General features: G+C 64.4%; 17 protein-coding genes. 6 read left to right on the forward strand and 11 right to left on the reverse strand.

Going from position 1 to position 18,029, the window contains the following annotated elements; translation table 11 throughout:
• Window positions 1–19: 19 nt before the first annotated feature.
• Window positions 20–1,009: a zinc-dependent alcohol dehydrogenase family protein gene (locus NKJ94_RS12905; protein WP_352525433.1), complete on the reverse strand. Its 990-nt coding sequence runs from the start codon at window positions 1,007–1,009 to the stop codon at window positions 20–22.
• 104 nt (window positions 1,010–1,113) lie between these two features.
• Here NKJ94_RS12905 and NKJ94_RS12910 point away from each other — a divergent pair, with 104 nt between their 5' ends.
• On the forward strand, window positions 1,114–2,016 hold the full coding sequence (locus NKJ94_RS12910) for a LysR family transcriptional regulator (protein WP_352525434.1): 903 nt from the start codon (window positions 1,114–1,116) through the stop codon (window positions 2,014–2,016).
• An 88-nt stretch (window positions 2,017–2,104) separates the two neighbouring features.
• Entirely contained in the window at window positions 2,105–3,973 is a 1,869-nt protein-coding gene (gene mutL, locus NKJ94_RS12915) for a DNA mismatch repair endonuclease MutL (RefSeq protein ID WP_352525435.1), read from the forward strand.
• 35 nt (window positions 3,974–4,008) lie between these two features.
• On the opposite strand, the gene NKJ94_RS12920 is transcribed toward mutL, so the two are convergent.
• Window positions 4,009–4,353, reverse strand: a complete 345-nt coding sequence (locus tag NKJ94_RS12920; RefSeq protein WP_352525436.1) for a DUF2185 domain-containing protein — start codon at window positions 4,351–4,353, stop codon at window positions 4,009–4,011.
• A 79-nt stretch (window positions 4,354–4,432) separates the two neighbouring features.
• On the reverse strand, window positions 4,433–5,326 hold the full coding sequence (locus NKJ94_RS12925) for a DMT family transporter (RefSeq protein WP_352525438.1): 894 nt from the start codon (window positions 5,324–5,326) through the stop codon (window positions 4,433–4,435).
• A 91-nt stretch (window positions 5,327–5,417) separates the two neighbouring features.
• Between NKJ94_RS12925 and NKJ94_RS12930 the strand changes: the two genes are divergently transcribed.
• Window positions 5,418–6,344, forward strand: coding sequence for a LysR family transcriptional regulator (locus tag NKJ94_RS12930; RefSeq protein WP_352525440.1), 927 nt, complete (start codon window positions 5,418–5,420; stop codon window positions 6,342–6,344).
• Window positions 6,345–6,474: 130 nt separating this feature from the next.
• Window positions 6,475–6,708 (forward strand): DUF2093 domain-containing protein, encoded by a 234-nt coding sequence (locus NKJ94_RS12935; protein WP_031193470.1) that lies wholly within the window; start codon window positions 6,475–6,477, stop codon window positions 6,706–6,708.
• Window positions 6,709–6,983: 275 nt separating this feature from the next.
• Here NKJ94_RS12935 and lpxK read toward each other — a convergent pair whose 3' ends face one another.
• The 8 genes from lpxK to NKJ94_RS12975 form a co-directional block, all read right to left on the reverse strand.
• A complete protein-coding gene (lpxK, locus tag NKJ94_RS12940; protein ID WP_352525441.1) occupies window positions 6,984–8,012 on the reverse strand; it encodes a tetraacyldisaccharide 4'-kinase in 1,029 nt (342 codons plus the stop codon).
• A 1-nt stretch (window position 8,013) separates the two neighbouring features.
• Complete coding sequence (gene waaA / locus NKJ94_RS12945; RefSeq protein ID WP_352525442.1) at window positions 8,014–9,330, reverse strand: lipid IV(A) 3-deoxy-D-manno-octulosonic acid transferase; 1,317 nt, start codon at window positions 9,328–9,330, stop codon at window positions 8,014–8,016.
• Window positions 9,327–10,106: a lysophospholipid acyltransferase family protein gene (locus tag NKJ94_RS12950; RefSeq protein WP_352525443.1), complete on the reverse strand. Its 780-nt coding sequence runs from the start codon at window positions 10,104–10,106 to the stop codon at window positions 9,327–9,329. The genes waaA and NKJ94_RS12950 overlap by 4 nt, the downstream gene beginning before the upstream one ends.
• 5 nt (window positions 10,107–10,111) lie before the next feature.
• On the reverse strand, window positions 10,112–10,357 hold the full coding sequence (locus tag NKJ94_RS12955; RefSeq protein ID WP_352525444.1) for a DUF4170 domain-containing protein: 246 nt from the start codon (window positions 10,355–10,357) through the stop codon (window positions 10,112–10,114).
• 73 nt (window positions 10,358–10,430) lie between these two features.
• Window positions 10,431–11,237, reverse strand: a complete 807-nt coding sequence (locus NKJ94_RS12960) for a 3'(2'),5'-bisphosphate nucleotidase CysQ (RefSeq protein ID WP_352525445.1) — start codon at window positions 11,235–11,237, stop codon at window positions 10,431–10,433.
• Window positions 11,224–12,567 (reverse strand): TldD/PmbA family protein, encoded by a 1,344-nt coding sequence (locus tag NKJ94_RS12965; RefSeq protein WP_352525446.1) that lies wholly within the window; start codon window positions 12,565–12,567, stop codon window positions 11,224–11,226. The genes NKJ94_RS12960 and NKJ94_RS12965 overlap by 14 nt, the downstream gene beginning before the upstream one ends.
• Window positions 12,568–12,798: 231 nt before the next feature.
• Window positions 12,799–14,049, reverse strand: coding sequence for an NAD(P)/FAD-dependent oxidoreductase (locus tag NKJ94_RS12970; RefSeq protein WP_352525447.1), 1,251 nt, complete (start codon window positions 14,047–14,049; stop codon window positions 12,799–12,801).
• A gap of 58 nt (window positions 14,050–14,107) precedes the next feature.
• The gene (locus tag NKJ94_RS12975) at window positions 14,108–15,496 is read right to left on the reverse strand and encodes an aminotransferase-like domain-containing protein (protein WP_352525448.1); all 1,389 of its coding nucleotides are present in this window, start codon (window positions 15,494–15,496) and stop codon (window positions 14,108–14,110) included.
• Window positions 15,497–15,828: 332 nt separating this feature from the next.
• On the opposite strand from NKJ94_RS12975, the gene NKJ94_RS12980 reads away from it, so the two are divergent.
• The gene (locus NKJ94_RS12980) at window positions 15,829–16,971 is read left to right on the forward strand and encodes an ABC transporter ATP-binding protein (protein ID WP_502896107.1); all 1,143 of its coding nucleotides are present in this window, start codon (window positions 15,829–15,831) and stop codon (window positions 16,969–16,971) included.
• Between the two features lie 5 nt (window positions 16,972–16,976).
• Window positions 16,977–18,026, forward strand: coding sequence for an ABC transporter substrate-binding protein (locus NKJ94_RS12985; protein WP_352525451.1), 1,050 nt, complete (start codon window positions 16,977–16,979; stop codon window positions 18,024–18,026).
• The last annotated feature ends 3 nt before the right edge of the window (window positions 18,027–18,029 follow it).

An 18,029-nucleotide genomic window follows, 5' to 3' on the forward strand; every position in this document is an offset into this window, starting at 1 on the left:
CTATCCCATCAATGCCCGGTCAAACCGTCACGACAATCTTGCCGAATTGTTCGTTCGACTCCAGAAAGCGATGCGCCTCGACGATCTGGTCGAACGAAAAGGTCCTGGAGATTACCGGCTTTAGCGATCCCGACATCAGGCCATCGAAAATGAACGCCTTGGCAGCCTCCAGCTTCGCCGGATCGCTAGTGATTTCGTCGACGAGATAGCCGCGCAGCGTCAGCGTCTTGGCCAGCACGGCGAACAGCGGGAACGGTGTCGGCTCGGGACTCAAACCGCCATATTCGATGAGAATGCCACCCCGTGCCATCGCAGCCGTCAGAGGCTCGAAAATCGGGCCGCCGACTGCGTCGAACACCACTCGGATGTCCTCCGGGCCGGCGATTTCCTTCAGCCGGGCTTCCAGATCTTCTTCCGCTGAAGCAATGACATGGGCGGCGCCGACCTCGAGCAGAGCCCGCTTCTTGGCAGACGTCCGCGTGACCGCGATCGGGGTCGCGCCAACCATGTTGGCGATCTGGATCGCGGCAAGTCCGATACTGCTCGATGCCGCGGTGATGACGACAAAGTCCTCCCTGCCAAGTTTGGCAATGTCGATCAGCGCACCATAGGACGTGAGATATTGCATCCACGCGGCGGCTGCCTCTTCCAAGCTCAGCGATGGCGGGTGCTTGACGACGAGCTCGGCGGGGTATGTGGCAATCTCACCATAGGCAGGCCAGCGGACCATCGACAATGGCGGCACGACGCTGACGGCATCGCCCGGCGCAAACCCGTCCACGCCTTCGCCGACCGTTTCAACGATACCCGCCGCTTCAAGCCCAAGGCCGGAAGGCGACGGCGCGGTCTGGATGTAAGTGCCCGAACGCAGCAGTGCCTCGGCCCGGTTTATGCCAAACGCCTTGACACGGATTTGGACCTCGCCCGGCCCAGGCGCAGGCATGTCGACATTCTCGATGCGCAGAACCTCGGGACCACCAAGCTCATAAAAGCGAACAACACGCGCCATCGGTCACAACTCAAAAATATTTGAACTGAATATGCTATGCCAGCGGCAGTGAGGCGGATAAATAGCCGCTTGAGTAGAGCAGTAGAAACTGGAAGTTTTGAATCATGGATCGCCTTACCAGCATGGCCGTGTTCGTCAAAGCCGTCGACCTGGGCTCGTTCGCGGCCGCGGCGACCGCTCTCGATCTGTCCGGACCGATGGTCGGCAAGCATGTCCGGTTTCTCGAGGAGCGTCTGGGCGTGCGCCTTATCAACAGGACCACGCGCCGCCAAAGCCTGACAGACTTCGGGCGCGCCTATTATGAACGCTGCAGGCTGGTGCTTACTGAAGCGGAGGCCGCGGATGCACTCGCGGCCGACCAGCTTGCCGAGCCGCGCGGAAAGCTGCGTGTCCTCATGCCGGTGCATTTCGGCCGGCGCTGCGTTGCCCCGATCCTGCTCGGGCTTGCGCAGCAATATCCGGCGCTGGAACTTGACCTGTCGTTCAGCGATGCCATCGCCGATCTCGCAGAGGATGGCTGCGATCTCGCTGTCCGCACGGGCGATCTGGAGGACCAGACCGGGGTGATAGCGCGTCGCATCGCGCGCCAGCACATGGTCGTCTGCGCGTCGCCGTCCTATCTCGATAGGCACGGCCAGCCGCAGGCGATAGATGACCTCGGCCGCCATCATGCGATCATCTACCGCCGTTCCGGGCGTGCCGTTCAGCCGTGGCTGTTTCCGCGCAACGGCCAGCCCGCGGCGGAGGTCAGGCCCGTCAGCAGATTACGGCTCGACGATCTCGATGCCATCGCCGATGCCGCGGCCGCCGGCATGGGACTCGCCTGGCTGCCATACTGGATGGTTCGCGAGCGCATTCAAGCCGGCGTACTCGTCCCGCTGTTGCCGGAACAGCCGAGGTTTCTCTATGACGCTCATGCGCTGTGGTTGCAGACGCCCCACTTGCCGATGAAAGTCCGCCTTGCCGTCGATGCACTGGCGGCAGCGCTGCCCAAACTCATGACTTGAATGCACGAGCGGCCCGTCGCGGCCCGCGGCGTGGATTTCCTCAATTCTGCCCTCCCGCATCGACCACGAATCCGCCTATAGTGCTGCCATGCCCATCCGCCAGCTTTCCGAAACGATGATCAACCAGATCGCCGCCGGCGAAGTCATCGAGCGTCCGGCAAGCGTGGTCAAGGAACTGGTCGAGAACGCGCTCGACGCCGGCGCGACGCGCGTCGAGATCGTCACCGCCGGCGGCGGGCTAAACCTGATCCGCGTCAGCGACGACGGCTCCGGCATTCCGGAAAAGGAACTGGCGCTGGCGATCGCGCGCCACTGCACCTCCAAGCTCGCCGACAACATCCACGACATCCGCTCGCTTGGCTTTCGCGGCGAGGCCTTGCCGTCGATCGGCTCGGTGGCGCGGCTGTCGATCCGCTCGCGCACCGCGTCGGGGGACAGCGCCGCCGAGATCGGCATCGACGGCGGTCGCGTCTCTGCCGTGAAGCCGGCCGCCGCCAATCGCGGCACCACGGTCGAGGTGCGCGACCTGTTCTTCGCCACGCCGGCGCGGCTCAAATTCATGAAGGGCGAGCGCGCCGAAAGCTCGGCCATCGGCGACGTGGTCAAGCGCATCGCCATCGCCTTCCCCGCCGTGCGCTTCACGCTGGCCGGGCCGGACCGCTCGACGCTGGAACTGCCGGCGACCGAGGGCGGCCCCGAAGGCCGGCTGCGCCGGGTGGCGCAGGTGATGGGGGCCGACTTTCCGAACAATGCGATTGCCATCGACGCCGTGCGGGACGGTGTGCATCTCGCCGGCCATGTCTCGGTCCCCTCCTTCACGCGCGCCAACGCGCTGCAGCAATACGCCTATGTCAACGGCCGGCCGGTGCGCGACAGACTGATCGCCGGCGCTATCCGCGGCGCCTTTGCCGACGTGCTGCCACGCGACCGCCATGCGGTCACCGTGCTGTTCCTGACGCTGGATCCGGCAATCGTCGACGTCAACGTCCACCCGGCCAAGGCAGACGTCCGCTTCCGCGATCCGGGGCTGGTGCGCGGGCTGATCGTCGGCGCCATCCGTGAAGCGCTGGCCAATGCCGGCATCCGCGCCGCCACCACCGGCGCTGCCGGCATGATGGCGGCGTTCCGGCCAGGGGCTGCCTCCTATGCGCATGGCGGGCCGGCCAACGGCCACCGCAGCTACGAGGCGGCCTATCGGGCTTCCGGCTTTGCCGGGTTCGATCCCGCCCGTTCGCCGCAGCGTCCGCTGGACACGCGTCTTGGCGATGCTGCAAATGGCGGATTCGGCGAAGACGATCAAGCGGCGTTCGACGCCGGCCCGCTGCACAGTGCCGACGCGCGTGCCGGGCAGGACCAGGCGGCAGAGACGCTGCTCGGCACGGCATTGGGCGCCGCGCGCGCGCAAGTGCATGAGAACTACATCGTTGCCCAGACCAGGGACTCGCTTGTCATCGTCGACCAGCATGCGGCGCATGAGCGGCTGGTCTATGAGGCCTTGAAAAATGCGCTGCATTCGCGCGCCGTGCCGTCGCAGATGCTGCTTTTGCCCGAGATCGTCGACCTGCCGGAGGAAGATGCCGAACGGCTCGCCATGCACTCCGAGACGCTGGCCCGCTTCGGCCTTGGCATCGAGCGCTTCGGCCCGGGTGCCGTCGCGGTGCGCGAGACGCCGTCGATGCTCGGCGAGACCAATGTCCAGCAGCTGGTGCGCGACCTTGCCGACGAGATCGCCGACAACGACACGGTCGACACGCTGAAAGGGCGGCTGGACAAAATAGCCGCGACCATGGCCTGCCACGGCTCGGTGCGTTCCGGCCGCCTGCTCAAGCCCGAAGAGATGAACGCGCTGCTGCGCCAGATGGAGGCGACGCCGGGCTCCGGCACCTGCAACCACGGCCGCCCGACCTATATCGAGCTCAAGCTGGCGGATATCGAGCGGCTGTTTGGGCGGCGATGAGGGGATCGCATTGAGCGGCCTCCAAATGGACGGCTCTAGGCATCATCTGGGGGGTCGAACTTCTCATAGACAAACTTCCCCTCACTTCGAAAAAAGGCACTTCCGCAAGGCGCCTCTAGACAAGGGATAATGAGCGGGTCGTAGTTCGCAATTGTGTTAACATCGAATAGGCTTAAGTTATTCGGATTGTTGACATATTCGTCAGATTCATCACCAGAAAAAAAGCGCCAGCCGCTATCAATCGGACCGTCTGGTGTTTCACGATACAGATAGCCGACTTGTGTGCCATCTACGGTAATGCGATCTGACGCGATACAACTACCGTAACCGACCGCTATTGGGCGAAACGTTGACGCGTCCCGAAAAAACGTCTTGGGCATTCTAAGCTCACTGATGGCGCCCTTATTCCTAATCAGGATCAGCTGCCATGTGTAGTCAGCGGTCAAGCATTTGAGGTAATTACCTCTTCAAATTCACCACGATGACGCCACCCAGCGCCAGCGCGCCGCCGATGATGCCGAGCAAGGTCGGCACTTCGCCCAGCCAGAAGAAGCCGATCAGGGTGGCCACCGGCGAAACCAGATAGAGGAAGTTCGAAGCACGCGCGGCGGACAGGCGGGAAAGTGCCGTTGCCCAGGCGGCGTAGGCGATCAGGCTGGGCACGATGCCGAGAAAGATGACAGCGCCGAGACCGGCGGTATCGGCGACCGCCGCCTGCGCAAGGCCGCTCGGCAGGAAGAGCGCCAGGCAGAGCGCGCCAAGCACCATGTTCGAGGCCGAGATCGTCAGCGGGTGATGGCGCGCAAACAGCGGCTTCTGGACGATGGTGTTGACGGCCGAGCACAGCGCCGAGCCGAGGACAAGCAACGCGCCATTGTTGAAATGCAATCCTTGCCCCTCGCCCATGGCGATGATGCCGATACCGGCGAAGGACAGGAATGTGCCGGCCCAGGCAAGGCCTGAGAAGCGTTCGCCGAGCAGCGCCATGGCCATGATGGCGGTGAAGATCGGGCTGACATTGATGATGAAGCCGGCGGCACCGGCCGAAACGGTCAGCTCGCCAAAATTGAGCATCACCGTGTACAAGGCGACGAAAATGGAGCCGCCGAAAGCAAAGCGCCAGAGTTCGTCGAGCCTGGGCAGAGCCGGCCGCTTGATGGCAAGGAAGATCGCCGCCGGAACCGCAGCGATGGCAAAGCGCAGCGCGCCAAGCTCCAGCGGCCCGAAGGCGGCGAGGCCGGCGCGGATCGCCGGAAAAGCAGAGGCCCAGCCAACCACCGTCAGCGCCACCGCGATGACCGCTGTGGTATCCATCCGCTGTGTCGGATTCAACGTGCCGGTGTAAACGCTCATCTCGGTGTCCCCACGATTCAATGCCATGAAACAGAGAAAACGCCATAGTGAGCCGGTTGACAAACGAACAAATCGAGGATCACCTGTGACTATGGATCACAGCTTAGACCCGATGCTGCCGCTTGAAACCTTGCGCGCCTTCGATGCCGCGGCGCGCACCGGCAGCTTTTCGGCGGCGGCCGAGAAGCTCAACATCACCCATGGCGCCGTCAGCCGGCAGATCGCCAAGCTCGAGGGCTGGCTCGGGCTGAAAGTGTTCGATCGCGGCGCGCGCGGCGTCTCGCTGACCGTCGAGGGCAATCGCCTGCATCTGCGCACCACCGAAGCCTTCGCCCTGATCGCCAGCAATTCGGATCGCTGGATCGAGCCGCGCGGCACGGCGGTGGTGCGGCTGACCTCGATCCCCTCGGTCAGCGGGCTGTGGCTGATGCCGCGCATGGCGGTGCTGGAGAACCACCCGTCCAAGCTGCGCATCGTGCTCGACGTCGACATCCGCCAGGGCGATCTTGCCGACGAGGGTATCGACCTTTCGATTCGCTGCGGGCGCGGCCGCATTCCGGGCCGGATCTCGGTGCAACTTTTCGAGGAATATGTGTTCCCGGTCGCCTCCCCGGAATTGGCCAAGGAGATCGGCCGCGGAGATCCTGCCCGGCTGCTCAAATTTCCGGTGATCAACGATTCCGACGCTTCGGCCTGGCGCGCCTGGTTTGCGGCGCAGGAAATGGACTATCGGCCGCGGCCGCACGATCGCCGTTTCGAGGATTACAATCTCGTACTCGACGCCGCCGCGCACGGGCTCGGCATTGCGCTGGCGCGTCCGCCATTGACGGTGGATCAGTTGAACTCGGGCCGCATCGTCGCCGTAGACGAACGCAGTGCGCTCAGCCCGATATCCTACTGGCTCGACCGGCCGCTGGGGCGGCCGCGCGCTGCCGCCGCCGAGCTCGCCCGGCGCATCGCAGTCCAAGCCGGGCTGGCAGCGGAGAAGATCGGGCAGTTTATCACGGCTGAGGAATGAGATGCCGGGCATCCGCTTTGCCGGCTTGTTCGAGCAAGTGTCACGGGAAACAGAACCAAGCAAGGCCAACCAAGCTTGACCTCGCCGCAATTTGTGGCGATGACATCGTCATGAATTTCGGCACCACCCCATGATGAACCGGTTCGAAGGCCCCGGCGGCAAGGAAGCCCGCATCCGCTACCTCGACGGCGACTTCCAGGTGACCAGCCCCGGCGCCTTCGTGCGCTGCGCGGTGACCGGCGAGAGCATTCCGCTCGACGAGCTCAAATACTGGAGTGTCGCCAGGCAGGAACCCTATTTGAATGCCGCCGCCTCGCTGCGCCGTGAGATCGAAGCGCATCCGGAACTGCGCCGCCGACGGTAGTCTGACGCAAATGGAAGTCGCCCCGCTGCGATCCTTTGCGCCCCTCTCTGCCCCGAAGTCAGGCCGACAACACCGGCCTCAGAGGTTATCTCACAACAAAAAACCCGCCTCGGGGCTCGAGCGCGGGTCGTCGGCGAATCATCACCATGTCCAAATTAGTAGCATAGCTGCATTAGTAGCATAGCTGCCGGCACAAAGCAAGAACAAAATATGCCGCGACCAGCGGAAAGATGCAAAATCCCCGTCCCCGCATCGCCTCGGTGCTCAGCTGCTGGTCAGCCTCTCAGCCGGCGCTGCCGCCATGCATCCAGTGTCTCGTCGATGATGCGTTGCGGCACGTGGTCGAGCTCGAAGACGGTGTCGATCTCCAGCACGTCGAGCCGGCCGAGGAATTCCGGCGGCGCTGCGCCATGACGCAGGCGGGCAGCGTCCTTGGCGGTGGTAATGAGGCCAAGCCCGGCTTTACGCGCCGTCGCCGCCAATTCGGCAAGTTCGTCCTCGCCATAGAAATGATGGTCAGGAAACGATTTGGTCAGCGCAAGCTCGCCGCCGGCCTCGCGGACAGTGTCGAAAAACTTGTCGGGATGACCGATGCCGGCGAACGCCAGGAACCGCCTGCCGGCCAGCGTCACCTTGCTGCTCGGGGCGGTGTGCGCCTCGAAGATCGGCCTCCCGGCGCGCGCTGCCTGGCGCACGACCGTGTCGGCCGCGGTGCCCTCGCCCATCTTCAGCAACGCGCTGGTGAAGACCAGCTGGTCGACGATGTTTGCCCGCAGCGGCCCGCCGGGGATGACGCTGCCGTTGCCGATGCCATAGCGCGCGTCGACGACGACCAGCGCATAGTCGATGTGGATGCGCGCGCTCTGAAAACCGTCATCCATGATCAGGAAATCGCAGCCGAGCTTTTCCAGCAGAAGTCTGGCGCCGGCGGCCCGGTTCGGCGTCACCGCGACCGGCGCGTGTTCGGCCAGAAGCAGCGGCTCGTCGCCGACATGCTTGGCGGCGTCGTGGTGCGGATCGACGATATGCGGCTGCGCAAAGGAGCCACCATGGCCGCGCGACAGGAAACCGGGATTGAGCTGCATGCGCCGGGCCTGTTCGGCCAATGCGATCGCCACCGGCGTCTTGCCGGTGCCGCCGACGGTGAAGTTGCCGACGCAGAGCACCGGCGCCTCGACCTTTTCGCGCGGCGCGTGCCGCATGCGGCGACCGGCGACAAGCGCATAGACGGCGGAGAGCGGCGACAGCGCCGTGACCCGCCAGTCCGGCTCTTCCCACCAGAAGGGTGGCGCTTCCGAGGTCACGTCAGCGCCCGTTTGCGCCCTTCAGGCGCGACTTGACGACCAGCGGCTGGATATAAGGCTCGAGCGACCTAAGCGTGTGTGCCAGCGCACCGCGCATCTCGTCGACGGTCGCCGCACCCGCCGCCATCATCTCATGGCGGGCCGCCTCGTTGGTCAAAAGGAAATTGACTGCGCCGGCCAGCATATCACGGTCGCGCACCAGCTTGGCGCCGCCACTGTCGAGCAGGCGCTGATAGGCCTCGCGAAAATTCTGGACGTTGCGGCCGGCAAGCACCGCCGTCTCCAGCATGGCCGGTTCCAGCGGGTTCTGGCCGCCCTCGGAAGTGAGCGAACGGCCGACAAAGGCGATTTCCGTCAGCCTCAGATAAAGCCCCATCTCGCCGATCGTGTCGCCGAGCAGGATATCGGTATCGGCGGTGATCCTGTCGCCCTTGCTGCGCTGCGCCAGCTTCAGGCCCATGCCGGAAATCTGCGCGGCCAGCTGCTCGGCGCGATCGGGATGGCGCGGCACGATGATGGTTAAAAGCCCGTGATGCCGCTTGTGCAGCATGGCGTGAACTTCCGCGGCGACCACCTCTTCGCCGTCATGGGTCGAGATCGCCGCCCAGGTCGGGCGGGCGCCGATCTGGCGTTTCAGCGCCGACAGCGCCCGTTCGTCGACCGGCGGCGGCGCGGTGTCGACCTTGAGATTGCCGGATACGGTGACCGGCCGGGCGCCGAGCGAAAGGAAGCGCTCGCCATCGAGATCCGACTGGGCGACGACATGGGCGAGATTTTCGAACAATGCTTCGGCGATGTTGGCGCGCTTCTTCCAGGATTTGAAGGAGCGGTCGGACAGCCTGCCATTGACCAGAACCTGCGGCACGCGGCGGGCGCCGAGTTCCAGGATGGTCATCGGCCAGATCTCCGATTCGGCGATGATCGCCAGGTCCGGCTGCCAATGGTCGAGGAAGCGGCTGACCGCCGGCTTGAGGTCGAGCGGCACATATTGGTGGATGATGCGGTCACCCAGACGTTCTTCGGCGACCTGTGCCGAGGTGACCGTGCCCGTCGTCAGGACGATGTTGACGCCGTAATCGAGAATGCTCTCGACCAGCGGCACGACGGCGATGGTCTCGCCGACGCTGGCTGCATGGATCCAGATCACCGGGCCTTCGGGGCGCTCGCGTCCGGCGACGCCGTAGCGTTCGCGCCGGCGAATGCGATCCTCCTTGCCTCTGGACGTGCGCCAGGCGACATAAGGCCCGGCCAACGGGTAGGCGGCGGCCCCCGCGAAACGGTATGCGGTCAGGAAGGCGCGCGCCCAGCGCACACTCATTTCGAACCGTCCACAAGGCGATAGGCCTCGGCGGTTGCGGCATTGAGCGAGGCCGTAACCTCCTGGCGCTTGCGTTCCATTTCCGTCGCGTCGGCGTTGGCCGGCACGAAGACAGGCGTGCCGACGACGATCGAGGAGCGGCCGAAGGGCAGGTTGATCGTCGTCTTGTCCCAGCTGCCCTCGATCACCTTGCGGCGGCTGGTGGCTATCGCGGCAGGCAGGATCGGCCGGCCGGACAGCCGCGCCAGAAGAACGACACCGAGCCCCGCATCGCGCGGCGTGCCGTGGGGAATATCAGCAATCATGGCGACGTTCTTGCCGGTGGCGAGCGACTTTTTGAGGGCGATGAGCGCCTTGGCGCCGCCCTTGTCGAGATGCCTTGCGCTTTCGCGCCCGCCGGAGCCGCGCACCGCCTCGATGCCGAATTTCTCGACCATCAACGCGTTGAGCTCGGCATCGGCGCTGCGCGACACCATGGCAACCAAGGGCCGTCCTTTGGGATAATAGGCCGGGGTCAGCAGATGCTGGCCGTGCCAGAGCGCGATGATGCCGGGCTCGAGCTGCGCATAGGCGCCGCCGGAAAATTTCGCCGATCCGTCGACCATGCGGTTGGTCAGGCGGACAAGGCGGACGAAATACGCAAACAGGGCGGCAATGGCATTCTTGACGAATCGCGACTGCGCCAGCGGTTCGCGGATCTTGCGCCAGAACGTCTTCGGCTTGCGACGTCTGACCGCCGACCGCGGGGCTGATCGCTTCACCGATTCATGGTTCATCGATATCAACCGGCAGCCTTGTTTTCGGGGTCGAGCAGCCGGTGCAGGTGAACGACGAAATAACGCATATGGGCATTGTCGACGCTGGCTTGCGCCTTGGCCTTCCAGACGGCGTGCGCCGATTGATAGTCCGGATAGATGCCGACGATGTCGAGCGCGTCGAGATCGCGAAATTCGGTGCCGCCCAGCTTCTTGAGTTCGCCGCCGAACACCAGGTGCAACAGCTGTTTCTTTCCGTCTTCAGCGGCCATGTCGATCCTTCACATATCGTGAGTTGGGACAGGTCTAGACCAAAGCTGCCGACTTTGGAACCGTTGATAATGTTCAATTGTCCAGCCCGGCGATGACGCCGGCGAGCACGGTGAGGAGTTCGCCACTGCCGGCGGCGAGCGACCCGTGGCGGATCACCTCGCCGGCATAGAGCGGTGCGCGGCCGTGCCGATCGAGCAAGGCGCCGCCTGCCTCGCGCAGGATGAGGTCGGCCGCGGCGATGTCCCAGTCATGCGCGTTGGCCTTGACGAAGGTGGCATCGAGCTGGCCGCCGGCGATCATCGCCAGCCGGTAGGCGAGCGAAGGAATATAGGGCACGCGCTTCAGCCGTTTGTGCCATCTCGCCGGCATCAGGTCGATCATCGGCTTCGGTCCGGCGATTTCGGCCGTTTCCGTCGGCGGACGCACGCCGATGCGCTTGCCGTTCAGGAATGCGCCCTCGCCGGGCAGCGCCCAATAGATTTCGCCCTTCGCCGGGCAGTCGAGCACGCCGGCAAGCGTGCGGCCGTTCTCGACCACCGCGACGCTGACGCACCACGTGGGCAGGCCCTCGAGGAAGCCGCGCGTGCCGTCGATCGGATCGACGACGAAGGTGCGGCGCGCGACAAGCCTTACCGGGTCGTCGACGGTTTCCTCCGACAGCCAGCCATAGTCCGGCCGGGCCGCCAGCAAGGTCTCGCGCAGATATTTGTCGGCGGCGTGGTCGGCTTCGCTGACCGGCGAGGTGCCGCCCTTCATCCACACTTGCGGGTTGTTGTTGAAGTAGCGCATAGCGATGAGGCCCGCCTCGCGGGCAGCGTCGCGCAGCAGCGGCAGGTCTTCAGCAGCGCCGGCCGAGACGACCGGATCAAGCTCCGGCAAGGGTCATTCCTTCGATCAAAAGCGTGGGTGCAGCGGTGCCGAAATTGCGGTCGAGATCACTCGCCGGAACCATGTTGAGGAACATGGTCTTCAAATTGGAGGCGATGGTCACCTCAGCAACGGGATAGGCCAGCTCGCCATTTTCGATCCAGAAGCCGGAAGCGCCGCGGCTATACTCGCCTGTCACCATGTCGACGCCCTGGCCGAACACTTCGGTGACGTAAAAACCGGTCTTGAGCGACTTGATCAGCTCTTCCGGCGTGTTTTCGCCGGGCTCAATGGCGAGATTGGTCGATGACGGCGAGACCGAGGAGCCGTTGCGCGAGCCGCGCCCATTGGTGACGAGGCCTAGTTCCCGCGCCGCCGAGGTCGACAGGAACCAGTGGTTGAGCACGCCCTTGTCGACCATGAACAGTTTTTCGCCCTCGACGCCTTCGCCGTCGAATGGGCGCGAGGCCTGTCCGCGGCGCCGGAGCGGCTCGTCGCTGACGGTGATTGCGGCCGAAGCTACTTTCTTGCCCATCATGTCGCGCAGAAAGCTGGTCTTGCGCGCCACCGCGGCGCCATTGATGGCACCTGCGAGATGGCCGGCAATGCCGCGCGCCACGCGCGGATCGAACACCACGTCGACCGGCCCGGTCGCAGCCTTGCGCGCGCCAATGCGGCGTACGGCACGCTCACCGGCCTTGCGGCCGATGTCTTCCGGCGCGTCGAGATCGGAAAAATGCTGGCGCGAGGAGAATTCGTAATCGCGCTCCATGCCGGTGCCCTCGCCGGCGATCACGCTGGTCGAGCGCGAAAAGCGCGAGGCGACATAATGGCCGACAAAACCGTGCGAAGTGGCGAGCACCAGCCCGCCAAGCCCGGCACTGGCACCGCTGCCGGCCGAATTGGTGACGCCCTTGACGGCAAGCGCCGCCGCCTCCGCGGCAAGGGCTGCTTCCTTCAATCGGTCGGCCGAAACCTCGGTGGCATCGAACAGATCGAGGTCGCGTGGCTTCTTGACCAGCAGGACCGGATCGGCGAGACCCTGATAGGGATCCTCAGGCGACACTTTGGCCATGGCGACGGCGCGCTCGGCCAGCATGTTAGGGTCGGACGCGGCCGTTGCCGAGACGCTCGCCACCCGCCTGCCGACGAAGACACGCAACGAGACGTCCTCGCTCTCGGACGCCTCTGTGCCTTCGACCTTGCCGAGCCGGACCGACACGCCGGTCGAACGGCCGCGCACCGCGACCGCATCGGCGGCATCGGCGCCGGCCCGTTTGGCAGCCTCGACCAGGGCCGCGACGCGATCGGTCAATTTCGCTGCGTCGAGCGTATCGGTCATGCACATAATCCTGTTTATTTGCGGCCGGCTGCAGGGGCAACCGCTGATGCACCATCTATTGTCCCGGTGCGCTTTCTGCAATGGGAGAAGGCAATCAAATGCATCGGCTGAGGTCGGCGCGACCGATCTATAGCGCCGTCCGTTCTTCTTGACGCACATAAAGACCATGTAGATCTTTGATCTTGCGCATTAGGCTGGTCTGATCAACCGGAAGGCGTGACCTTCGATCGGTCAGGCGCGGAAGCGATCAGCCGAAAACGTCGCGACACGCCCTGGATCGCCGCGACCACTGATCCGCTCGGCAACCAGGCGTGCAGTGATCGGAGCGAGTGTCAGGCCGAGGTGGCCGTGACCGAAAGCGTGGATCACCCTGGAGCTGGCGCGCGACGGACCGATAACCGGCAGGGAATCGGGCAGCGACGGCCGGAACCCGAGCCATTCGGATGAGGGCTGGCCGAGTTGGGGAAAGAATTGCCGGACACCGCGATCGAGCAGTGCCAGCCGGCGCGGATTTGCCGGCGCTGCAAGCCCGCCGAGTTCGACTGTTCCGGCAACACGCAGCCGGCCGGTCATCGGCGTCATGTAGAAGCCGAGATCGACAGGACAGACCGGACGATTGAGCACAGGCGCTTCGGTCGGGAATTCGAGATGATATCCGCGTTCGGTCTCGAGCGGGATCCTGTCGCCGGCCTGCATCGCCAACGCCTGTGATTTCGCGCCCGCGGCGATCACCACCGTGTTCGCCTTGACGCGAAAGCCGGAACCGCTGAGCCTGACACCGTCCGCCTCGACCCGCAGTCCGGTTATCTCAGCCTGCGCCACCGAAACGCCGCTGTCGGTCGCGGCATTGAGCAACCGCCGCATCATTTTCTTCGGATCGGTGACATTCATCGAGTCCGGGAAGTACAGTCCGCTGGCCCCGGTTGGGGGGAGGCCGGGCTCCAGCGCGGCCACCGCTGCTGGCGTCAGAACGTCTTGATGGACGCCAAACCCGGCGCGTAGCGCCCTGCCGCCGGCAGCCTTGGCGAAATCGCTCTCGCGACGATACAAGTACAGACAGCCATTGCGTCGCAGCAGGTCTGCCATGCCGGCCTCCTCCACCATCTCCTCCCGGGCGGGCAGGGCTTCGGCAAGAAGCCCCGCGAGTGCCAGCGCATTGGCGCGCGTGGCGGCTGGAAGCGACTGCCGCACGAAGCGGAGCAGCCAGGGTGCGACCTGGAAAAATGCTGCCCAGCGCAGCGCGAAGGGGCTGTCCGGATCGAGAAGCAGTTTTGGCAACGAGCGCAGCACGGCCGGATTGCCTACCGGCATGCAGGCATATTCGGCAAGCGTTCCAGCATTGCCGAAAGAGGCGCCGGAGCCCGGCTCATTGGCGTCTATGAGCAGGACTTCGCGACCGTCAACTGCGAGCCGGAGTGCCGTCGCCAGTCCAACAACGCCGGCACCGATGATGGCGATGTCAGTGGTCTCAGATGTTGCCACCACCGTATCCTTGACCATGATGTTCCGAAACCCTGCTCCCACCTTTTGGGATCATGATCTAGACGAAGCCAGGCAATTGCAGATGGCCGGCCGATAACAGTTCGGCCATCGTGTTCAGGGCCGTGCGCAGATCGTCGAGCGAGCGCGCGGCGCCGACATTGATACGCACGCCGTGCTGTACCGGCTCGCGCCCAACCGCGAAGGCATCACCCGGGAGCACGGCAACGCCACGTTCCAGGCAGGTACGAGCGAAACCCGCGCCCCGCCACGGCTCCGGAAGGCGCAGCCAGGCATGCGTCGAGGTTGGGTGGTTCTGGACATCGTAGCGGCCGAGGATTTCGGTGAGGATGGCCTGGCGCTGGCGAAGCTCCTGCTTCTGCGTTTCTATGATGCGCGCCGCCAAGCCCTCTTCTATCAGCCGCGCGCCGATCAGTGCAGTCAAAGGACTGATGCTCCAGCAGTTGATGCGCAAAGCCGCTGCAACCTGGCCGGCTATGGCGCGTGGCGCGATAACAAAACCGAGCCGCAGCCCTGGGGCAAGGCATTTCGACAAGGCGCCGACGTGAACCGTCAATTCGGGCTCGAGGCTGGCAAGCGATGGCGGCGGATTGTCTGCCAGCGGGCGGTAGACATCATCCTCGATGATGAGGACGTTGTGGCGGCGGGCCACAGCCACCAGCTCGTGCCGGCGTTCCTCGACCAGCGTGATGGTGGTCGGATTGTGAAGCGTGGGGACCAGGAAGACCGCGCGTGGGCGAAGCTGCGCGCAGGCCGCGTCGAACGCGTCGGCCCGCATGCCGCCACGGTCCATGGCGACGCCTCTCAGATCGAGCCCATGCACCCGGCACAGTGCATTGATGCCCTGATAGGTCACTTCGTCGGCGAGCACGACCTCGCCCTGCCTGGTCACCGCCCCAAGTACGCAATCCAGCCCATGCTGGGCGCCCGCCGCCAGCACCACGCGGCCGGGATCGCCTTCCCCCGCCACCGGTCGCATCCACTCGGCGATTGCCGCCCGCGCCCAAAGCGGCCCCTCGGGCGGGTGATAGTCCTGAAGCGTGGCGTAGTGCCGGTCCTTGGACAGGCGCGGCAATAACAGCCCCAACGCGTCGAGATAGGCCGACGTCGCAGGTCTGTTGACGGAAAGATCGATGACGCCGGTGTCGTCGCTCGGCGCTGACACGAAACCTGGCCTTTCGCCGCCGTTGCGGGCAGCGACCGTTGTGCCGCGTCCGGGCCGCGCGTCGAGCAGGCCGCGCTGCTGGAGCGTCGACAATGCGCGCGTCACCGTGGTGACATTGATGCCCAGTGCGCGGGCGATCTCGCGCTGTGGCGGCAGGCGGTCGCCAACCGCAAGCGTGCCGGACGTGATTCGTTCGGCAATAGCGTCGGCAAGGCGGCGATAGACCGGGCCTTCATCCGAGGCGAGTTGCAGGTCCTGAAGCATGCGGATTGGCGGATTCGGTGTGTTGACACTTTGGCTACCGGCGCATCTAGCATAAGACAACGCTCCGGACAATAGCGCTTGTCTGACGCCTACTCTCAAAATCCGATCGAAAAATCTCACACAACTTAGAAAAAATCGGCTTGACGGCCAAACTTGTCTGCATCTATGGTTCTTTAGAGATCGATTGTGTGAGCATACAAGTTTGGTTTGCCGCCATTGTGCGGCAGCGTCATGCGAGACCGACACATGCACGGCAAGCACCACCTCGTTTCAACAAGCAGCCTCTGCCGCAGCTCGACGGATTTCCGTTCGTGACCGTCCAACCGGCAGCGCTGGCAGGCGCCGATTCGGCAGCGGGCGCCGATGCCGGCAGCCATGGATTTGTCGAGTTTGTCGGCGTCGAGAAATCCTATGACGGCCGGACCTTCGCGGTAACGCGGCTGAACCTCGGCGTGGCGCGCGGCGAGTTCCTCACCCTTCTCGGCCCCTCCGGTTCGGGCAAGACGACGACGCTCAACATGCTTGCCGGGTTCGAACGGCCGACCAGCGGCGTCATCACGCTTGAAGGCCGGTCGGTCGACAGGCTGCCGCCGTATCAACGCAACATCGGCATGGTGTTCCAGAACTACGCCCTATTTCCTCACATGAGCGTCGAGGAAAACGTCGCCTTCCCGCTTTCCGTCCGCAAGATCACCAAGGCGGACATTTCCTCCCGCGTCGGCCGCGCGCTCGACATGGTGCGGCTGCGGCAGTTCGGCGACCGGCGGCCGGCACAGCTTTCCGGCGGTCAGCAGCAGCGCGTCGCGCTTGCCCGCGCGTTGGTGTTCGAGCCGAGCCTGGTGCTGATGGACGAGCCGCTCGGCGCGCTCGACAAGAAGCTGCGCGAGCACATGCAGCTCGAAATCAAGCAGCTGCACACAATGCTCGGCGTCACCATCGTCTATGTGACACACGACCAGAGCGAGGCGCTGACGATGTCGGACCGCGTCGCCGTCTTCAACAATGGCGGGATTGCCCAGCTCGGTTCGCCGGATGATCTCTACAACGCGCCGCAAACTTCGTTTGTCGCAAGCTTCATCGGCGAGAACAATACGCTGCTCGGCAAGGTCGAACGCGTCTCTGGCAAGGAGTGCCGCGTCGCGCTGGACGGTGGTGGTTCGATCACAGCGCTCGCCATCGGAGTTGCGGAGGGCGCAGCCTGCCATGTCGCCATCCGCCCGGAGCGGCTGAAGCTTGCACCCGCTTCGAAAGGAGCAAATGGGCTGGCCGGCACGGTCGATGGCCGCATCTATCTCGGCGACCACCAGCGTCTTTTGGCCAGGCTGGAAAACGGACAGGTGCTGACCGTCAAGGTCGGCCCCGAAACGACCATGGGCAACGGGGAACCGGTCACGGTTTCCTGCGCGCCCAACGACTGCCGTGCCTTTCCGGCCGATGCCGGAACAGGCGGTTCCATCTCGAAAACAGGGGAATAAGAACAATGAAAATCACAAAAGCCCGGCTGTTCGCCTTCGCGGCAGCCACAGCATTCATCACGTCAGGACATGTCGCCTTCGCCGACGAGCTTTCGATCATGGCCAGCGGCGGCGCCTGGCAGGATGCCCAGCGCAAGGCATGGTTCGAGCCGTTCAGCAAAGAGACCGGTGCCAAGATCGTCGAGCAGGAATATCTTGGCGATCTCGGCAAGGTCAAAGCCATGGTCGATACCGGCAACGTGCCGATCGACCTGGTGACGGTCGAGACCGCGACCGTGCTGCAGGGTTGCGACGCCGGCATTCTCGAGCGCCTCGACTATTCCAAGATCGCGCCGCGCGAAAAGTTCCTCGAAGGCTCCGCGCTCGACTGCGGCGTCGGCCTCGACGCCTATGGCGACGTGCTCGCCTATGACCCCAACGTGCTGAAAGAGGCCCCGACCTCGGTGCTCGACATCTTCGACACGACCAAGTTTCCGGGCAAGCGCGCGATGCGCAAGTTCCCGGCGCAGAATTTGGAATGGGCGCTGATGGCCGATGGCGTCGCGCCGGCCGATGTCTACAAGGTGCTGGCCACGCCGGAGGGCGTCGACCGCGCCTTCAAGAAACTCGACACCATCAAGAAAGACATCGTCTGGTGGGATGCCGGCGCACAGCCGCCGCAGCTCCTCGCATCCAAGGAAGTGGTGATGACCACCGCCTGGAACGGCCGTATCCAGAATGCGATCGACAAGGACGGGGCGCCATTCAAGATCGTCTGGAACAACCAGATCCTCGAATACGACATGATCGCCATTCCGAAGGGCGCCAAGAACCCAGAGCTGGCCTACAAATACCTTGCCTATATCAGCCAGCCGGAAAACAACGCCAAGCTCGCCAGCTACATCACCTATGGGCCGGTGCGCACCGATGCAGCTTCCTTTGTCGCGCCGGACGCCCTGCCCAAATTGCCGAACGCGCCTGACCACATGACCGCTTATCTGGTCGCCGATACCGAATTCTGGGGCGACTATGGCGAGGATCTGGTCAAGCGTTTCAACGCCTGGCTCGCGCAGTAGGAA

The organism is Mesorhizobium sp. M0060 (assembly GCF_040323155.1).
In the GTDB taxonomy this organism is placed as follows: Bacteria; Pseudomonadota; Alphaproteobacteria; order Rhizobiales; family Rhizobiaceae; genus Mesorhizobium.

Coding starts and splice junctions, on each gene's coding strand:
- NKJ94_RS12905 (WP_352525433.1), bottom strand. CDS start 1,009: ATGGCGCGTGTTGTTCGCTTTTATGAGCTTGGTGGTCCCGAGGTTCTG.
- NKJ94_RS12910 (WP_352525434.1), top strand. CDS start 1,114: ATGGATCGCCTTACCAGCATGGCCGTGTTCGTCAAAGCCGTCGACCTG.
- mutL (WP_352525435.1), top strand. CDS start 2,105: ATGCCCATCCGCCAGCTTTCCGAAACGATGATCAACCAGATCGCCGCC.
- NKJ94_RS12920 (WP_352525436.1), bottom strand. CDS start 4,353: ATGCCCAAGACGTTTTTTCGGGACGCGTCAACGTTTCGCCCAATAGCG.
- NKJ94_RS12925 (WP_352525438.1), bottom strand. CDS start 5,326: ATGAGCGTTTACACCGGCACGTTGAATCCGACACAGCGGATGGATACC.
- NKJ94_RS12930 (WP_352525440.1), top strand. CDS start 5,418: ATGGATCACAGCTTAGACCCGATGCTGCCGCTTGAAACCTTGCGCGCC.
- NKJ94_RS12935 (WP_031193470.1), top strand. CDS start 6,475: ATGATGAACCGGTTCGAAGGCCCCGGCGGCAAGGAAGCCCGCATCCGC.
- waaA (WP_352525442.1), bottom strand. CDS start 9,330: ATGAGTGTGCGCTGGGCGCGCGCCTTCCTGACCGCATACCGTTTCGCG.
- NKJ94_RS12950 (WP_352525443.1), bottom strand. CDS start 10,106: ATGAACCATGAATCGGTGAAGCGATCAGCCCCGCGGTCGGCGGTCAGA.
- NKJ94_RS12955 (WP_352525444.1), bottom strand. CDS start 10,357: ATGGCCGCTGAAGACGGAAAGAAACAGCTGTTGCACCTGGTGTTCGGC.
- NKJ94_RS12965 (WP_352525446.1), bottom strand. CDS start 12,567: ATGACCGATACGCTCGACGCAGCGAAATTGACCGATCGCGTCGCGGCC.
- NKJ94_RS12975 (WP_352525448.1), bottom strand. CDS start 15,496: ATGCTTCAGGACCTGCAACTCGCCTCGGATGAAGGCCCGGTCTATCGC.
- NKJ94_RS12985 (WP_352525451.1), top strand. CDS start 16,977: ATGAAAATCACAAAAGCCCGGCTGTTCGCCTTCGCGGCAGCCACAGCA.